The organism is Microbacterium jejuense (genome assembly GCF_039544225.1).
Classification (GTDB): domain Bacteria; phylum Actinomycetota; class Actinomycetes; order Actinomycetales; family Microbacteriaceae; genus Microbacterium; species Microbacterium jejuense.
The window spans coordinates 157,494-174,871 of record NZ_BAABLG010000001.1; the positions used below are offsets into that span (position 1 = coordinate 157,494).

Sequence of the window (17,378 nt, forward strand, 5' to 3'; positions counted from 1 at the left end):
TTTGAGAACGATTCTCATTAACGTTAGAGTCGACGACATGAACCAGTCTCGACGTGCGCTCGCCCTTCTCGGCCTGGCGGCGGCATCCACCCTCGTCCTCGCGGGGTGCGCGAGCAGCGCCGCCGGTGACGACGGGCGGCTGCAGGTCGTGGCCTCGACGAACGTGTACGGGCAGATCGCGTCCGAGATCGGCGGGGACGCCGTCGACGTGACCTCGATCGTGTCGAGCGGGTCGCAGGACCCGCACTCGTTCGAGCCCAGCGCCCGCGATCAGCTGATCGTGTCGAAGGCCGACCTCGTCATCGAGAACGGCGGCGGCTACGACGCCTTCGTGGACGGCCTGATCGAGGCGAGCGGCACGAAGGCCCCCGTCATCACGGCCGCGGAGTTCTCGCCGGAGTGGCCCGAGGACGCCGACGAGGACCACGCCGATCACGCCGACGGGGACCACGAGGGGCATGCCCACGTCGAGGGGTTCAACGAGCATGTCTGGTACGACGTCGACACGATGCGCGCGGTCGCGCAGGAGATCGCCGATCAGCTCAGCGAGCTCGACCCCGACCGCGCGGCCGAGTTCGCCGCGAACGCGGAGGCCTTCGGTACCGACATCGACGGCCTCACGGGTGCGCTCGGCGACATCGCCGCGGCGCACGGCGGCGAGCAGGTGTTCATGACCGAGCCCGTGCCGGGCTATCTCGTCGAGGATGCGGGGCTCGTGAACGTCACGCCCGACGCGTTCAGCGAGGCCGTCGAGGAGGAGCAGGACGTGGCGCCGGCGACACTGCTCGAGGCGCTGAACCTCATCCGGGGCGGCACGGTGAGCGTGCTCATCACGAACACCCAGACCGGCGGGGCCGAGACGGCCCTCGTCGTCGACGCGGCCGGAGAGCACGGCATCCCGACGATCGCGTTCTCGGAGACGCTCCCGAAGGGAGAGACTTATGTCTCGTGGATGCAGGCGAACATCGAAGCCCTGAGCACGGCGCTGGCATGAGCCGGCCCGCGTCGAGCGGCGCGCCCGTCCTCAGCATCCGGGGCGCGGCCCTCCGCCGCGGCGACCGCGAACTGTGGGCAGGACTCGACCTCGACGTGCATCCGGGCGAGCTCGTGGCGGTGCTCGGGCCCAGCGGCTCGGGCAAGACGACGCTGCTGCGGGCGATCCTCGGACTCGAAGACCTGTCGCAGGGCACGATCGAACTGCTCGGCGAGCCCGTGCACGGCCGCGGCAATCGTCGAGTCGGCTACCTGCCCCAGGCGAGGCCGCTCCCGCGCGACACGTCGCTGCGGGGTCGCGACCTCGTGACGCTCGGCGTCGACGGCCACCGGTTCGGCCTGCCGATCCCACGCCGCGGCGACCGGGCCCGCGTGGACGCGCTCATCGAGGCCGTCGGCGCGCAGGACTTCGCCGACCGCCCGGTCGGCGAGCTGTCCGGCGGCGAGCAGCAGCGTCTGCGCGCCGGCCAGGCGCTCGCCGACGACCCGCCGCTGCTGCTGTGTGACGAGCCGCTCACCAGCCTCGACCTCGCGAACCAGCAAGCCGTCATCGGCCTCATCGATCGCCACCGCCGCGACCGCGGCGCCGCCGTGCTCCTCGTCACCCATGACATCAACCCGCTGCTGGGCAAGGTCGACCGCATCCTGTACATCGCGAACGGGCGCTTCACGCTCGGCACGCCGCAGGAGGTGCTGCGCTCGGACGTCCTCACGGCGTTGTACGGCGCCCACGTGTTCGTGCTGCGGGCCGGCGACCGGCTGGTGGTCGTCGGCGCGCCCGACGCCGAGGCATCCCACCACCATCACGACGGTGAGGCGCACGCGTGAACTGGAACGACATCGCCGACGCCATGTTCGGAGGACTGCCGTACTACGGCGACATCCTCGCGCTCGTGTCGAACTCGCTCTGGGCGGGCGCCGTGCTCGGCCTCGTCGGCGGCCTCGTCGGAGTCTTCGTCATGCAGCGCGACATGGCGTTCGCGGTGCACGGCATCAGCGAGCTGTCGTTCGCGGGCGCGGCAGCCGCCCTGCTCATCGGCGTCGACGTCGTCACCGGCTCGATCGTCGGCTCGATCATCGCGGCCGCGATCATCGGGCTGCTCGGCGCCAAGGCGCGCGACCGCAACTCGATCATCGGCGTGCTGATGCCGTTCGGCCTCGGCCTCGGCATCCTGTTCCTGTCGCTGTACGACGGGCGCAGCGCCTCGAGCTTCAGCCTGCTCACCGGGCAGATCGTGTCGGTGCAGTCGGGGCAGCTCGGCTGGCTGATCGCGATCGGCGCGGTCGTGCTGCTGGGCCTGCTGCTCATCTGGCGCCCGCTGCGGTTCGACTCGCTCGACCCGCAGTCCGCTGCCGCCCGCGGTGTGCCGACCACCGCGGTGTCGCTCGCCTTCATGCTGCTGCTGGGGCTCATCGTGGCCGTCGCGGTCCACATCATCGGCGCGCTGCTGGTGATGGCGCTGCTCGTGACGCCCGCCGCCGCGGCGATGCGCGTCGCCTCCGGCCCGCTGTCGGTGCCGCTGCTGTCGGCCCTGTTCGGCTTCGTGTCAGCGGTCGGAGGCATCCTCCTCGCCATCATGGGCACCCTGCCGGTGAGCCCGTACATCACGACCATCTCGTTCGTGATCTATCTCGTGTGCCGCGGCATCGGCGCCCGCAGGGGCCGCGTCACCCGTCTCCCGGCGTGACCCGTCCCGGCTCGCGTCCAGGGGCCGCGGGTAGACTCCCGGGCATGGCTCAGCGCAACACGTGGCAGCGCGAACGCGTGCGCGAAGCGCTGACGGACGCCCGCGGATTCGTCAGTGCGCAGTCGCTGCATGCCACCCTCCGCGACGAGAACACCGGCATCGGACTGGCCACCGTGTACCGCGCCCTGGCAGGGCTCGCCGCGCAGGGCGACGCCGATTCGCTGCAGAGCCCCGAGGGCGAGGCGCTGTATCGCGCGTGCGTCAGCGCCGGCCACCACCACCATCTGATCTGCCGCTCGTGCGGGCTGACGGTCGAGATCGAAGCGACCGACGTCGAGCAGTGGGCCCGCGCCACCGCCGAGCGCCACGGATTCCGCGACGCCGAGCACGTCGTCGACATCTTCGGGCTGTGCGCGTCGTGCGCGGCCGCCGCCGACCAGCGGACCCCCGACCAGCTCGCCGAGAAGCGTGACGCGCACTGACCCGACGCAGCGGTCGGCGACGACGCGGTACGAGCCGGCCACGGCCCGCCTCGGTCCGTCGCCGCAGGCTCGCGCGCTCGTCTGGCTGGGCGTCGGGCTCGCGGTCGTCGCCGGCCTGTTCCTGATCGACTGGCTCGCCCCGACGCTGTTCCCGGCGCCGCTCCCCACCCGCGCCCAGGACGGCCTCACCCTCGCCATCAGCGTGCTCATCGAGTCGCTGCCCTTCGTGGCGCTGGGCGTGGTGCTGTCGATCGTCGTGCAGGTGTGGGTTCCGCCCGGCGTCATCGAGCGATGGATGCCGCGACGGGCGTGGGCCCGTCGCGCGGTGCTGTCGCTCCTCGGCATGATCGTGCCGGTGTGCGAGTGCGGCAACGTGCCGTTCGCCCGCGGCCTGCTCATGCGCGGGTTCACGGTGCCCGAGACGCTGACGTTCCTCATCGCGGCGCCGATCGTCAACCCGATCGTGATCATCACGACGCACCAGGCGTTCGGCTTCAGCGACGGCATCCTCATCGCGCGCCTTCTCGGCGGCTACGCGATCGCCAACCTCATCGGATGGCTGTATTCGCGGCATCCCTCGCCCGACGGGCTGCTGACCGAGCGCTTCCGCGAGACGTGCGAGCTCGTCGTGCACGAGCCCGGCGGCAGATGGCGCCGCTCGCTCGCGCAGCTGGTGATCGAGCTGCGCGCGGTGATGCCGGCCCTCGTCATCGGCTCGGCGCTCGCCGGCGCCGTGCAGGTGCTCATCCCGCGCGAGGCGCTCGTGGCCATCGGTTCGAACCCGGCGCTGTCGATCGTCGCGATGATGCTGCTGGCGATGGTGGTGTCGATCTGCTCCAACGTCGACGCGTTCTTCGCGCTGTCGTTCGCCTCGACCTTCACACCGGGGTCGATCGTCGCGTTCCTGCTGGTCGGGCCGCTCGTCGACGTCAAGATGCTCGCCCTGCTGCGCACGACCTTCACGTGGCGCACTCTCGGCGGCATCGTCGCCGTCGTGGTGCTGTCGGCCTTCGCCATCGGGACGGTGGTGAACCTCCTTGCGTAAGAGCGGATTCATCGGGACGCGGTGGCTGGGCGTCGGGCTGTCGGCCTGCCTCGCCGTCGTGACCCTCGGCCTTGCCCTCACCGGTCGCCTCGGGCTGTACATCAACCCCGACTCGGCCTGGTTCGCGGTGTCGATGTCGGTCCTGCTGCTCGTCGGCGCCGTCGCGTCGTTCGCGCTCCCGCTGGGGGCCGAGGCCGATCACGGCCACGACCACGGCCAGGACGGCCATGACCACCGGTCGTTGAGCGAGCGAAGCGCGACGAGACGCCTCGAGCGCACGAACGACCTCGTGCCGGACCACGTTTCGTCTTCGGGTGCTGGAGCGCCCTCCGCGGGGCGACCGGGGGTCGGGCACGACCACGGGCACCGCCCGCACCCGCTGGCGTTCGCCGCCACGGTCGCCGGCGGGGTCGCCGCCTCGGGCGTCGTGGTGCTGACCCTCGTGCTGCCGCCCGCGTCGCTGAGCACCGAGCTCGCGATGTCGCGCGACGTGGGGGCCACCCCGCTGTTCGGCGGGGCCGACACGATCCAGCTGGCCTCTACCGGCGACACCTCCTCGTTCGGGGTCGGCGAGTGGGCCACCGCGTTCGCGACGGCGACCAACCCCGACGCCTTCGACGGCGACCCGGTCGAGCTCACCGGGTTCGTCACCCCCGGACCCGATGGCGGATTCGACCTCACGCGCCTGGTGATCACGCACTGCGTCATCGACGCGCAGCCTGCGAGCCTGCCGGTGGTCGCCGCGGCGGACGCGCCTGAGACCGGCCAGTGGGTGACGATCACCGGCATGGTGCGCTCGTCGTCCGACGGCCGCCTCGTCGTCGACGCCGCGTCGGTCGACGAGATCGCCGAGCCCGAGGACCCGTATGAGTACTGACCGGCCGACCCGCCGCGCGCGGGCTCAGCGCCGGCGGGGACGCGCGTTCGCCCTGAGCTTCGCGCTCGTGCTCGGCATCCTCGCGGCGGTGGGGCTGGCGGGCGCCGCAGCGAGCGTCGCGCAAGGGCCGCGTGTGACCGACGTCTCGGTGGACCCCGCGGCGGCGGCTGCGGCATCCGGTTCCCGTCTCATCGTGACCACGACGCAGTCGCTGGCCGACGTCGATCCGTCGCAGGTGACGGTGAGCCCCGAGACGCCGTTCCAGGTCGACACCTCGGGACGCAGCGTCGGCGTGCGGTTCACGCTGCCGCTGTGGGACGACACCGACTACACCGTCACGATCGCGGGCGTCACCTCGCTCGGCGGCGGACCGACGGCGACGGTGACCGAGACGTTCCGCACGCCGAAGGCCGAGGTGTACCTGCTGCAGCGCGGGCGCGACGACGGCGACCTCATCTACCGCACCGACCTCAGCGGACAGAAGGCGGTGCCGGTGTTCCGCCACGACCACATCGAGGACTTCCGCGCGACGGGGTCGCACCTCGTCGTGTCGGTGCGCACCGACGACGACCAGGCGGGGCTCATCGTCACCGACCTCGACGGCGAGAACCCGCACGAGCTGCCGCTGCCGGGCGACGGCTTCGTGTCGAACCTGCAGAGCGCCGACCGCGGCGAGCGGATCGGCTACACGTTCTCTGACGCGCAGCTGAGCGCCGACTCCGGCCGCGAGAGCCGCCTGTACACGGCGTCGCTCGGGGACCCGGATGCCGCCCCGGTCGCCATCGAGGTGCAGGGCGCCGACCCCCGCGTCGCCGAATGGCGGTTCGTACCCGACACCGACAGCATCCTGCTGCTGTCGTTCGACGGGTCGCTGCTGCTGACCGGGTCGGATGCCTCGGGCGCGACGACCGCGCGCGACTCGACGGCGCTGGGCGTGGCGCTGGGCATCGACGGCATCGCCCGCGGGTCGAACGAGGCCGTCGTCGACCGTCCCGATCAGGAGTCGGTCATCGACCTCACCGACGCGAGCGAGGTGCAGCTCGTCGCGCCCGACCAGGACCTCGGCGGCGCGACGTCGGTGACGCCGCTCCCCGACGGATCGACGATCCGCACCGCGGCCGAGCTCGACGCCGACGACGTGCCGACCGGCCGCACGACGATCGCGCTCGTCGCGGCGGACGGCACGACCCGCATGCTCAGCGAGGTGGACGACACGGATGCCGTGCTGCAGGTGTGCGTGTCGCCCAGCTCCCGCTACGTCGCGGTGCTGGTGGCACCGGATGCCGTGACCAACGCCTACGACACCTACCAGCTGCCGCTGCCGCAGCGCCCCGAGACGCGCGTGCTCGAGATCTCGGACGGCGCGCAGGTGGTGGCTCTGAACGGCGCCGCGATCTCGTGGTGCCAGGTGCCGCCTGCCGCCTGACCGGAGCCTGCCGGGATCAGTCGCCGGGAGGGGGCCCCGACGCCGTGCCGTCGGCCTCGACCGGATCGGGGAGCTTCGACGGCAGGCCTGCCGAGAGCATCAGCCCGAGCAGCGTGAGGGCGAAGACGAAGAACAGCGACTGCCGCAGCGCGTCGACCTGGGTGTCGGCGTAGAGCTGGGCGACCTCCTGCGCCGAGGCGGCGTCGGCGCCGGCATCCGTCAGCATGTCTTCGGCCTGCTGCTGCGAGACGATCGGTGCGCCCTTCGACGCCGTGGCGACGACCTGATCGCGCACGTCGGCAGGGATCGTGGTGCTCGCCTGCACCGCGGTCGTGAAGCCCGACGTCAGCAGCAGGATGAACACCGAGCCGACGATCGCCGTGCCGAACGACGAGCCGAGGTTCTGGAACGTCCCCTGCAGCCCGCCGACCTCTGAGGTGTCGCCCTGCTCGACGGCAGACATGTTGACGTTCCCGAGCTGGGAGGCGAGCAGCCCGAACCCCGCGCCCACCACGAACATGCCGACGGCGAACGCCCAGCCGACGAGGTCGGGCTGCACCGCGAGGAAGACGATCAGCACACCCATGCCCAGGGTGAGCTGGCCGATGCGGCCGATGTTCTGCGCCGATCGCACCGTCGACAGGCGCGAGCCCAGGATCGAGAACAGGATGAGCCCGATCGACAGCGGCAGGATCTTCAGGCCCGTCTGCAGCGCGTCGAAGCCGAGGATGGTCTGCAGATACACCGGCACGACGAAGAACAGCGCCGCGATCGCGAAGTACTGCGCCATGAACATCGTGAGGCCGCTGCGCAGCGCGCCGATGCGCAGCAGGCTGATCTTCAGCAGCGGCACGCGTCCGGTGCGCTCCAGCCGCTGCTGTCGTTTCACGAACAGCCACAGCACCACGATCGACAGCAGGATGAGGTACGCGACGGGCGAGATCCCGAACGGCGCGAACGGCTCGCCGCCGACGGCCGGCGGGTCGAGCGGCACGATCCAGCCCCAGGTCTTGGACTGCAGGATGCCGTACACCCCGAGGCCGAGGCCGAGTGCCGACAGCACGACGCTCAGCAGGTCGATGCGCAGCGTGCGGTCGCCGGGCACGTCTTTGATGCGGCCCGAGACGATCAGCACGAGGGTCATGACGACGGCCTCGGCGACGAAGACGTAGCGCCACGACGAGTACGTCGTGACGAGGCCGCCGATGAGCGGTCCCGCGGCCGCGGCGCCGCCCGTGACGGCGCCCAGGACCGCGAACGCGACGACGCGCTGCCGGCCGGTGTAGTTGATCGCGGCGAGGGCGGCGATCGCGGGGATCACGAGCACCGCACCGAGGCCCTCCACGAGCGACCAGCCGAGCATGAGCACCGTGAGGTTGGGGCTCAGCGCCGTCGTGAGCGAGCCGATGCCGTAGACGACCGAGCCGATGCGGAATGCGAGGCTGCGGCCCCAGCGGTCGCCGAGCTTTCCGCCGGTGAGCATGAAGGCCGCCATCGTGAGCGCGTAGAACGTGATGGCCGCCTGCATGCCCGAGATGTCGGTGCCGAGGTCGTGCGCGACGGTCGAGATCGAGACGTTCATGACCGTGCTGTCGAGCACCATGATGAACTGCGAGACGCTCAGCAGGATGAGCACGAACCATTTCCCCATGCGCGAACAGTAGTGCCGCGGGATCGTCGGTGACATCACCCGGCACGGAGGATCTGCGCCGTAGACTCGCCGCATGGCGCAGGGGCGGTGGCGGGCGGCGACGCGCGCCGAGCTCGAGGACCTTCCCGCCGAAGTGGCGCCGCGGCTGCTCGGCGGTCGCCTTACCACCGTCGTCGGCGGTGAGACGGTTTCGCTGCGCATCACCGAGGTCGAGGCGTACCACGGGCGCGGCACCGGGCCGGTGCCCGATCCCGGGTCGCACGCGCGCATGGGGCCGACCGCCCGCAACGCCACGATGTGGGGCGAGCCCGGTCACCTGTACGTGTACCTCAGTCACGGCATCCACTCCTGCGTCAACGTCGTGAGCGGGCCTGCGGGGATCGCCGGCGGTTGTCTGCTGCGAGCCGGCGAGGTGATCGAGGGAATGGATGCCGCCTTCCGCCGCCGACCGGCAGCCCGGTCTGCGCGTGACCTGGCGCGCGGACCCGGGCGCTTCGGCGATGCGGCCGGCTTGCGGCATCCACTCCACGACGGGATCGACGCGATCACCGGCGAGCCGTGGCACGGCGCCGAGGCGCGGCTGGAGCTGCTCGTCGAACCGCCGGCCCAGGTCGCCTCAGGGCCGCGGGTCGGCGTCGCGGGCGTGGCGGGCACCGACGTGTTCCCGTGGCGGTTCTGGGTGCCGGACGACCCGACGGTGTCGCCGTTCCGCTGGGGCCGCGGGGCGCGCGAGGCCGCGGAGTCCGGGCTCACATCCCATTCTTAGGATCCGCTGATCCGGCTCATGAGCACCGTGCCTAGCGTCGTGGCGCGAGTGGAAGGAGCCGCATGGCGCAGGTCAAGGTCGACAGGAGCCTGCTCGAGGGCATGACCAAGCGCGAACGCCAGACGTTCGTGCGCGAGATGGCCCGGCAGGAGCGGGAGCGTCAGGCGCGGCAGCGCCGGCAGCGACGCATCGCAGGGTGGTCGGCGGCAGGGGCGGTCGTCGTGCTCGCGGTGGCGGGCGGCATCACGGCGGGCGTCGCCTGGGCGAACAACGCCGCGGCCGCCGAAGCCGAGAAGGCGGCGCAGGCCGCGGCCGACGCCGCGCGCGGACCCGCCAACATGCTGACCGACGGACTGCTGCTCACCGGCGACGGCACGGCTGTCACGCCGGTCTCGACGGGGGCGCTCGAAGGCGGTGCGACGCCCGGCAAGAGCGCGACGGACGCGGCCACCACCGGCGTGCTCGACGTGCAGCTGTACGTCGATCCGACCTCGGCCGACGCCGCGACGTTCTGGTCGACGGCCGGCACGACGATCCAGAATGCGCTGACGGCGGGCGAGCTCTCGCTGGAGCTGCACCCGATCGCGCAGACCGGCAGCGCCGACGCGCTCGCCGCTGTCGCCGCATTCGGCTGCTTCGCGGCCCTGCAGCCCGACGCCGCGCTCGCCGCCTGGAACGCGATGCTGCAGGTGGGTGTCGACGGCGCCGCGACCGGGGCGACCCTCACCGCGGACGACCTCACGGGCGTGATGACGACCGCCGCCGCGACCGACGACGTCGTGAACTGCGTCGACGGCGACACGTATGCGCAGTGGGCGGAGGCCGCCAGCACGCGCGCGACAGCCTCGATCCCGTACGCGACGGACGCCGCCGCGACCTCGGGGGTCACGGTGGTCGCCGCGGGCTCCGTGTACACGGGGTCGCTCGGCGACGCCGCAGCCCTGTCGTCGTTCCTGACCGACGCGCTGACGGCCGCGACCGCCGGCTGACGCGCCTCGTCTCGTGCACAGCGTCGGAGAACTCCGGCGGAACGCCGGGGACGGATGCCGCCACCCGCCGTGTCGTCGACACCTCCGACGCCGTGCTCGCGTGCCGAGCGGCCGGGCCGGTCCCGGCGGGGTCGGCGCGCTCAGCGCAGCGAGGTCACGGCGGTGATCGCGGCGCGCAGCTGCTGGATCCGGCGCTCGTAGCGCGCCGCGATGAAGATGAGCACGGCGCCGCCGATGCCCAGCCACAGCCACCACGGCACCGCCACGTACGAGGTCGAGATCCACGGCCACAGCTGGGCGACGCCGTGCACGAGCACCACGGCCGACCCGATGATGAGCGGCGCCTGCAGCCTGCGCACCGCGCCGACGATCACGAGAGCGACGGCGACGACCCCGAGCACGACGATGCGCCACAGCTCGGTGTTGCCGAAGAAGTCGTACACCAGCGAAGGCAGCAGCAGGAGGACGAGCCACGGACCGATCGTCGGCCAGGTGCGGGACTCGGGCCGGATGCGGAGCGTGCGCACGCCGTAGGCCAGGCCGCAGAGCGCCGCGGGCGCGGTCACGAGCTCGACCGGGTCGACACCGAACCCGAAGAAGGCGAGGGCGCCGAACGCCGCGGCGGTCACGGCGGCGACGACCGCGAGGGTCGGGCCCAGCCTGTCGCGGCGCACGGCGCCGATGTACGCCGCGGCGCTCAGCAGCGACATGGTGACGGCCGCCCGCAGGCCGTCGAAGTCCGATGCCGCGGCCAGCAGATACGCCTCGGCGGCGGCGAAGAGCACGGACGCCACCGCGAGTCCGGCGCCCACCGCGAGCGAGACCACGCGAGCCGGCGTGGCGCGCAGCGCGGCGAGGGCGACCGCCGCGGTGATCGCGGCGCCGGCGATGACCCACAGGTCCGCCTCGAAGCCCGGCTCGTCCGCGACGGTGAGGAAGCGCAGGCCGCACGCGATCGCCACGAGGGCGACGCCGCCCACCGCGAGCACTGCTCCGAGTCGCGCCCAGCGGCGGAGGCCGAGCACCGCCGCGCCCGCGACGCCGCCGGCGCCCGCGAGCGCCACGGTCGCCGCCGCCGAGGTCGCGTCGGCCGCGGCATCCTGCACCAGTGCGACGGCGACGAGGGCGAGTCCGGCGGCGCTCACGGCGGCCGCGGCCCGGGCCTCCGGCATCCTGCTCGCGGTCGCGGTGAGGATCACCGCGACGACGACGGCTCCGGATGCCGCGACGATCGCCGCCGCGTCCGCTCCGGCGAACCCGGGACCGTACAGCGCTCGCAGCCCCATCACGAGCGCCGCGACCGACAGGATGACCGCCGACGGCACGCGCACGCGCCACGCGTCGGGGATCGGGGTCGCCGCGATCGCCGCCGCGACGACGAGTGCGATGCCGATGAGCAGCCAGACGCGCGCCGGCTCGGGCTCCGCGAGCAGGCTCGGCAGCGTCGCGAGCACGAGGGCCGCCGCCCAGACCCACTGCTCGCCGGCAGGCCACTCCTGCCCGCCACGGCGCCGGCGCCGCACGGCGAGCACGGCGCCCGCGCCGAGTGCGGCGGCGACCGGAAGCGTCGCGAACTCGATCTCGCGCGCGCCGCCCACGAGCACGGACACGGCGGCGACCAGCAGAGCGGCGCCGAGCGCCGTCCACCGGGTCGCTCCGCCGAAGGGCGCGCGCCCGATCGCGGCGGACGCCACGTGCGCGACCAGCAGCAGGGTGAGCGCGACAGCGACGACGCGGCCGTCGTCCACCGAGCCGAGCACCGCGACGGCGGCCAGGCCGAGGGCAATCGGCGGGACGACCACGGCGTACCCGCGCGACGAGAGGCGTGCGGGCCGGGCGAGCGACAGTCCCAGGCCGGAGGCATAGGCGACGGCCGTGAACAGCGCGAGCCACGCGACGCGCCAGGTGGAGGCATCCGGCTCCCATGCCGTCGCGCGGTCGACGGCGACGATCCCGACCGCGGCGACGGCGACTGCCGCACCGACCACGGACGGCGGACGGATGCCGCGCACCGGCGTGAGCGTGAGCGCCAGGCACACGGCCGCCGCGACGGCGGCGGTGACGGTCCCGCGCAGCACGGCGTCGTCGTCGGGCTGCGCGCCGAACAGGACGGGGACCAGGCTTCCGGTCAGCACCGGCACGACCAGTCCGATCAGCAGCCCTGCGCCGAGCGCGATGCTCGCCTCGATGCGCCGGCGGAGCCGTACGAGCACCGCGGCGAATGCCACCAGCGCCACCGCGGCAGGAACCGTGTACGACTCGGGGGTGAAGGCGACGGCCGGTGTGCCGGCGTCGAGCCAGGTCCACCACGCGGCGCTCGCCGCGATCATGGTAGGCCACACGAGCAGGCGCCGCGGCGCGGACGCCAGTGCGATCCCCTCACCTCGGGTCGCGAACGCGTCGTCGGCGGGGTCGGCGGCGGCCGTCGCGATCCAGCCGCGGGTGAGGGACGCCGCCCCCCACGCCACCGCGGCCAGCACGAGGAGCGCCCACACCAGCTCGGCGCCGATCCCCCACGCGACGCAGGCGCCCGTGACGAGCGCGCCGAGATCAGCCGCCGTGCGCGAGCGCAGCGGCCGGATCGGGGTCGGCGCGGGCGTGGCGGGCGGAGCGCCCGCGGCGGCGGCTTGCGGCCGCAGCACCGCGGTGAGCCCCCCGGCCAGGACGACGAGCACAGGCCCTGCGGCGAGGACGAGCGTCGCCCAGCCCTCGTCGCTCGCCCCCGCCATGTCGAGTGCCGCGTGGGCGATCGCGGCGAGGGCCGGCGCCGCGAAGAGCGCCGCCGCAGACACCGCGTGTCCGCGCAGGCGGGTGCGGCCGACGATGATGAGGCCGAGGAGCACGAGCAGGGCGACGCCGCGCACCAGTGCCAGCGCGGGCTCGCCGATGGTGGCGAGGAGCGCCATGGTGGCGGCATCCGTCGCCACGTCGTCGGCGCCGGCGATGAGGATCCAGATGAGGGTCAGTGCCACGAGCGCGTACCCGGCGATGGCGAGGCCGACGCGGCTCGCGGTGTCGAGACGCGCGAAAGCGGCGACCGCGAGCGTGACGAGGGCGAGCCATTGCAGCAGAGCCAGGGCGACGGCCGGGCCCGAACCCGAGACGAGGCCGGCCGCTGCTCCCAGCGCCGCGGGAGCGATGACGGCGGCGACGACGCCGACGCCCACGGGCGCCAGCGCGAGTGCGACGGCAAGCGGCCCGTCGGCGCGACGGGCCGCACGCAGCGCCACCGGGTAGGTGAGCGCGACGGCGACGCCGACGACCCAGAGCCACGGGACGGCCGTCCCGGCGGCGAAGGCGGTGGCCGCCGCGATCGCCCCGGCGATGCTCCACCCTGTGACGGCGCCGCGACCGGGAGCCGAGCGGATGCCGCGGCCCGCCGCCATCACGGCGGCGCCGGCCGTCACGGCGGCGGTCCCGACGAGCACCGCGGGCACCGTCGTGTAGGCGGCGGCCGCGAGCAGCAGCACGATGACCACGGCGGCGCGGGCGTCTCGCAGCATCGGTCGCGCGAGCGTCGGAGCCGTGAGCAGCAGCCCGCCGAGGACGACAGCCGACGCCAGCGGGAGGAACGGCGCCTCGGGTGCCGAGGTCGCGAGGGCGAAGGCGTCCGTGCCCCACAGCGTCCATGACGTCGAGATCGCGGTGAGGCCAAGGGTGAGCCACACGAGGAGGACCCCCAGGAGGGACCCGACGGCGGCGACGGCGGCGACGACTCTCGCCGGAAGCAGAGTCCGCGACCCGAGACGTGCGCCGGCCAGGTCTAGCGCCACCGCGACGACGACGGCGAGCACCGGCGCGACGAGCAGCGACAGCATGGGCTCGTCCACGCGCCAGGCGAGCTGCCACCCGGCCAGGGCGACCGCGGCCGCCGCGATGCCCGAGGCGACGCCGGCGACGATCCGCCCCGCGGGCAGTGGCGTGCTGCTGCCGCGCGGTCGCGCGAGCCAGGCATGGGCGGCGCCCACGGCACCCACCAGCGCGCCGGACCACACCACGACTCCGGCAGCGTCGCCGGTCGCCACCCAGGTCGTCACGAACGCGCCGGCCAGGCACGCCACTCCGGTCAGTGCGAGTACGAGACGCTCGGGATCGCCGGCCGCACCCTTGCGGGCGGTCGAGAACGGCGCGGGGAGCGCGTGGGCGAGGCCGCCGATGGCGGCGCCGATGAGGCCTGCGGTCAGCGCCTCTCCGGCGGGCGCGTCCAGCACGCCGCCGACGAGGAAGCCGACGCCGGCCGGCAGGGCCAGCGAAGCGGCGAGGTCCGGTCCCCGCAGCCCCGAGAGCCGCGCCCAGGCGCGGCAGACGACGGCCACCGCGAGTGCGGCGACACCGGTGTACACGGCGGCATCCGTCGACGCCGCGCCGAACAGGTCGTTCGCGCGCACGGCCCAGGCGTCCAGCGCGATCAGCCCCACGCCGAGCGCGCCGATCCCCTCGGCCGTCGCACCGAGCTCACGGCGGCGCAGCCACGACGCCAGCACGATCGTCGCCACCGTGATGCCGCCGATGATGAGGGCGCGCACGGCGATGCCCGCGACGAACCACGCCAGCAGCAGGAAGAACACCGCCGCGATCCCGACGAGCGAGACGCCGACGATCAGCAGGAGCACCGGCACGGTGAGCCGTCGGCGAGGAGCGGCGCCGACCGTCGCGGCGCGTGGCGGGTCCTGCGGCGGAGGGGACGACGCTGCCACCGCGCCAGGTGTCGACGGCACCGGCGGCGCGGCCGGCGCCGGACCCGCGGGAACCTCCGGAACCGCCGGGGCGACGACGGGGGCCGTCGGAGCCGCCGCTGCGGTCCCGGCACCTGCCGCAGCCAGGGCTGCGGCGCTCGATCCCCGTCCGGACGCCCCTCCGTCCGTGGCGACCGGGGCCGCCGAGACGAGGACGACCGACGCCGCGGGCACCGCGAAGCCGCGGGCCGCGGCATCCGTCGCTCCGGCAGGATCGGCAGACAGGCGGATCTCGTCGATCAGGCGCTGGCGGGACAGCTCGGCGTCGAGCAGACGACGGCCGAGCTCGAGCACGCGCGGCGACCGCGAGTCCGTGAGGAAGAAGCCGCAGGCCGGGCAGGTCGGAGCGGAGACCGGCGAGAAGCAGGCCGGGCAGCGGTGCGCGTCGGCCAGATCGTACGGCGAGGACGGCCAGATCCGTGGCGTCGGATGCGGTTCGCTCATGTCGTCGTCCCCTCTCGTGGGTTGACGAACATGTTCCCGCCTCGGGCACCGTCCGGGAGGGAATTTGTACGTTGCCGCAACGATCGCGTCATCCCGGCCGGGGTGGTTTTGGACCTCTTGTCAGGATGGATTCCGGCTGCGGAATACGTCGCCCGATGCCGCGGGAACCCGCTGGCCGCGCTGCTCAGCCGCGCCGACGGCGTCGGCGGAAGACGTCGAACAGCACACGCAGCGTGAGGACGCCGGACGTCACGACGAGCAAGTACCCGAACAGCTGGTACAGGCTCAGGGTGTCGGTGATCTCGGGGCCGCCGGTGCTGGTCAGCAGCATCGCGGCCATGACCCCGAAGACCCCGGCGAGGAAGGTGATCGCTGCGAGGTTGAAGAACTCGCGCAGCAGCGCGCGATCGCGGTGATCGGCGAGCATCCGCACGTTCACGCTCAGCCGCCCCGACGCGAGCGCACCCGAGATGCGGTCCACGCGCTGAGGGAGCCGGCGCAGCAAGGGCAGCAGGCCCGCGAGCTCGTCGGCGGCCGTGCGGGCGAGGGAGGCCGGTCGCTGTGCCGCTTCGATGCGCTCCTGCGCGTACGCCGAGGCCTCCGCGACGAGATCGAAGTCCGGGCTCAGGACGCGCAGCGTCCCCTCGACCGTGGCGATCGCCCGGAAGGCCACCGTCAGCTGCGGCGGTGCCGTCAGCCCATTGCCGCTGAGCACCTCCATCACCTCGGTGAACGCGGACGCGTCCAGCGTCGTCCCGGGGCCGAGCCGCCGCGATACGAAGTCGCCGATCTGACGCCGCAGGGCGTATTCATCGACGTCGTCGGGCAGCTCGACGAAAGCGATGAGCGCATCCGCGAAGGCGACGGAGTCGCCGTGGGCGAAGGCGAGCAGCAGGTCGGTGATCTGCCCGCGCACCTGGGAGTCGATCCGCCCGACCGAGCCGAAGTCGAGGAGCGCGAGCGAGCCGTCCGGCAGGACCAGGATGTTGCCGGGGTGCAGATCGGAGTGGAACACGCCGTCGTCCATGATCTGCGTCAGGATCGAGCGCAGCAGGCGGCCGGCGAGCTCCGAGCGGTCTTCGTCCGACAGGGGCTCGAGCGACGTCGCATCGCTGAGCGTGCGGCCGTCGAGGAACTCCATCACCAGCACCCGCTTCGTGCTGAGGGTGGCGTGCAGCTCGGGGACGCGCAGTCGGCTCTCCGCCGGGTGCCGGGCAAGCGTCGAGGCGAGCGCGGCGAGGTTGGATGCCTCGATGCGGTAGTCCAGCTCGTCCAGCAGGTTGTCGGTCAGACTGCGGGCGAGGTCCTCCACGCCCACGCGCCGCGCCCACGACGTCGACTCGGCCAGGCGGGTCGCGATGCGGCGGGTGATGTCGACGTCCCGCTCCACCTGCGGCACGATGCCGGGCCGCTGCACCTTCACGGCGACGCGCTCGCCGGTGTCGAGGGTCGCCACGTGCACCTGCCCGATCGACGCGGCTGCGACCGGAACGTGCGCGATGTCCGAGAACACCGTGCCCGAGGGGCGCCCCAGCTCGGTGTCCAGCACCTCCGACACCTCGCCCCACGGGGCGGCCGGCACCGTCTGCTGGAGTCCCCGCAGCGTCTCGGTGAACTCCGGAGGCAGCATGTCGGTGCGCGTCGAGAGCAGCTGACCCAGCTTGACGAACGCGCCGCCTGCGTCTTCCAGCGCGTCCCGGAGCGCGAGCGCCTGCCGGGTGCGCTCGGCGACGCCTGCGCTCGTCTGCGCGGTGTTGAGCTTGAACGGCACGAGCTTGTTCCGCGTCGCGATCCGCACCAGTTCGGAGTATCGGCGTGCGCGCGCCATGGTGCTGCGCGTCTCTCGCACGACATGGCTCGGACGCGGCACCGTGCCCTGGGGCACGAGGAGCTCGGCGGCAACGAGGAAGGCGGTGGCGACGAGGAGGATGATCCCCACCTGCACGAGCAGCAGCGCGGGGTTGTAGTCGCTCTCGGGCCAGACCTCCCGCGACTCGAATCCGACTTCGGCGCCGAGCGCCAGCACACCCGCGATGATGATGCGCACGGTGCCGACGCGCACGCCGAGGACGCCGCGGGCGAACGCCCCGATCACGAGCATCGCCAGCACGGTGGCGACGGCCATGATCAGGATGCTGCCGATGATCTGCGCAAGGCCCACGGGCACAGCACACCAGATCGGCCGCCGGAGCGCATCCCCCGATCGATGGATGCGTGGCCCGGCGGGCGGAGCTCCGTCAAGGCCGACGCGCCGTGCGTGCTAGACTGAATCTTTGTCTGC

12 protein-coding genes are annotated in these 17,378 nt (G+C 73.2%); 9 read left to right on the top strand and 3 right to left on the bottom strand.

The window, feature by feature from the left end:
• Window positions 1-37: 37 nt before the first annotated feature.
• The 7 genes from ABEA46_RS00740 to ABEA46_RS00770 are packed head-to-tail and all read left to right on the top strand — an operon-like array spanning window position 38 to window position 6,511.
• Window positions 38-994 (top strand): metal ABC transporter solute-binding protein, Zn/Mn family, encoded by a 957-nt coding sequence (locus tag ABEA46_RS00740; protein WP_345542400.1) that lies wholly within the window; start codon window positions 38-40, stop codon window positions 992-994.
• Window positions 991-1,821 (top strand): metal ABC transporter ATP-binding protein, encoded by an 831-nt coding sequence (locus ABEA46_RS00745; RefSeq protein WP_345542401.1) that lies wholly within the window; start codon window positions 991-993, stop codon window positions 1,819-1,821. The genes ABEA46_RS00740 and ABEA46_RS00745 overlap by 4 nt, the downstream gene beginning before the upstream one ends.
• Entirely contained in the window at window positions 1,818-2,681 is an 864-nt protein-coding gene (locus ABEA46_RS00750) for a metal ABC transporter permease (RefSeq protein WP_345542402.1), read from the top strand. The genes ABEA46_RS00745 and ABEA46_RS00750 overlap by 4 nt, the downstream gene beginning before the upstream one ends.
• 44 nt (window positions 2,682-2,725) lie before the next feature.
• Complete coding sequence (locus tag ABEA46_RS00755) at window positions 2,726-3,163, top strand: Fur family transcriptional regulator (RefSeq protein WP_345542404.1); 438 nt, start codon at window positions 2,726-2,728, stop codon at window positions 3,161-3,163.
• Window positions 3,150-4,208, top strand: coding sequence for a permease (locus ABEA46_RS00760; protein ID WP_425563146.1), 1,059 nt, complete (start codon window positions 3,150-3,152; stop codon window positions 4,206-4,208). Before ABEA46_RS00755 ends, ABEA46_RS00760 begins: the two co-directional genes overlap by 14 nt.
• Window positions 4,201-5,085 carry a TIGR03943 family putative permease subunit gene (locus ABEA46_RS00765; protein ID WP_345542405.1) on the top strand — a complete coding sequence of 295 codons (885 nt, stop codon included), beginning with the start codon at window positions 4,201-4,203 and terminating at the stop codon, window positions 5,083-5,085. The genes ABEA46_RS00760 and ABEA46_RS00765 overlap by 8 nt, the downstream gene beginning before the upstream one ends.
• The gene (locus ABEA46_RS00770; protein WP_345542406.1) at window positions 5,075-6,511 is read left to right on the top strand and encodes a hypothetical protein; all 1,437 of its coding nucleotides are present in this window, start codon (window positions 5,075-5,077) and stop codon (window positions 6,509-6,511) included. The genes ABEA46_RS00765 and ABEA46_RS00770 overlap by 11 nt, the downstream gene beginning before the upstream one ends.
• Window positions 6,512-6,527: 16 nt before the next feature.
• Here ABEA46_RS00770 and ABEA46_RS00775 read toward each other — a convergent pair whose 3' ends face one another.
• Window positions 6,528-8,162: an MFS transporter gene (locus tag ABEA46_RS00775; protein WP_345542407.1), complete on the bottom strand. Its 1,635-nt coding sequence runs from the start codon at window positions 8,160-8,162 to the stop codon at window positions 6,528-6,530.
• A 73-nt stretch (window positions 8,163-8,235) separates the two neighbouring features.
• Here ABEA46_RS00775 and ABEA46_RS00780 point away from each other — a divergent pair, with 73 nt between their 5' ends.
• Window positions 8,236-8,928, top strand: a complete 693-nt coding sequence (locus tag ABEA46_RS00780; protein ID WP_345542408.1) for a DNA-3-methyladenine glycosylase — start codon at window positions 8,236-8,238, stop codon at window positions 8,926-8,928.
• A gap of 62 nt (window positions 8,929-8,990) precedes the next feature.
• Window positions 8,991-9,917, top strand: coding sequence for a hypothetical protein (locus tag ABEA46_RS00785; protein WP_345542409.1), 927 nt, complete (start codon window positions 8,991-8,993; stop codon window positions 9,915-9,917).
• A gap of 140 nt (window positions 9,918-10,057) precedes the next feature.
• Here ABEA46_RS00785 and ABEA46_RS00790 read toward each other — a convergent pair whose 3' ends face one another.
• Both ABEA46_RS00790 and ABEA46_RS00795 read right to left on the bottom strand, forming a co-directional pair.
• Window positions 10,058-15,097 (bottom strand): SCO7613 C-terminal domain-containing membrane protein, encoded by a 5,040-nt coding sequence (locus ABEA46_RS00790; protein WP_345542410.1) that lies wholly within the window; start codon window positions 15,095-15,097, stop codon window positions 10,058-10,060.
• A 184-nt stretch (window positions 15,098-15,281) separates the two neighbouring features.
• The gene (locus ABEA46_RS00795) at window positions 15,282-17,222 is read right to left on the bottom strand and encodes an ABC1 kinase family protein (protein WP_345542411.1); all 1,941 of its coding nucleotides are present in this window, start codon (window positions 17,220-17,222) and stop codon (window positions 15,282-15,284) included.
• Window positions 17,223-17,378: the final 156 nt, after the last annotated feature.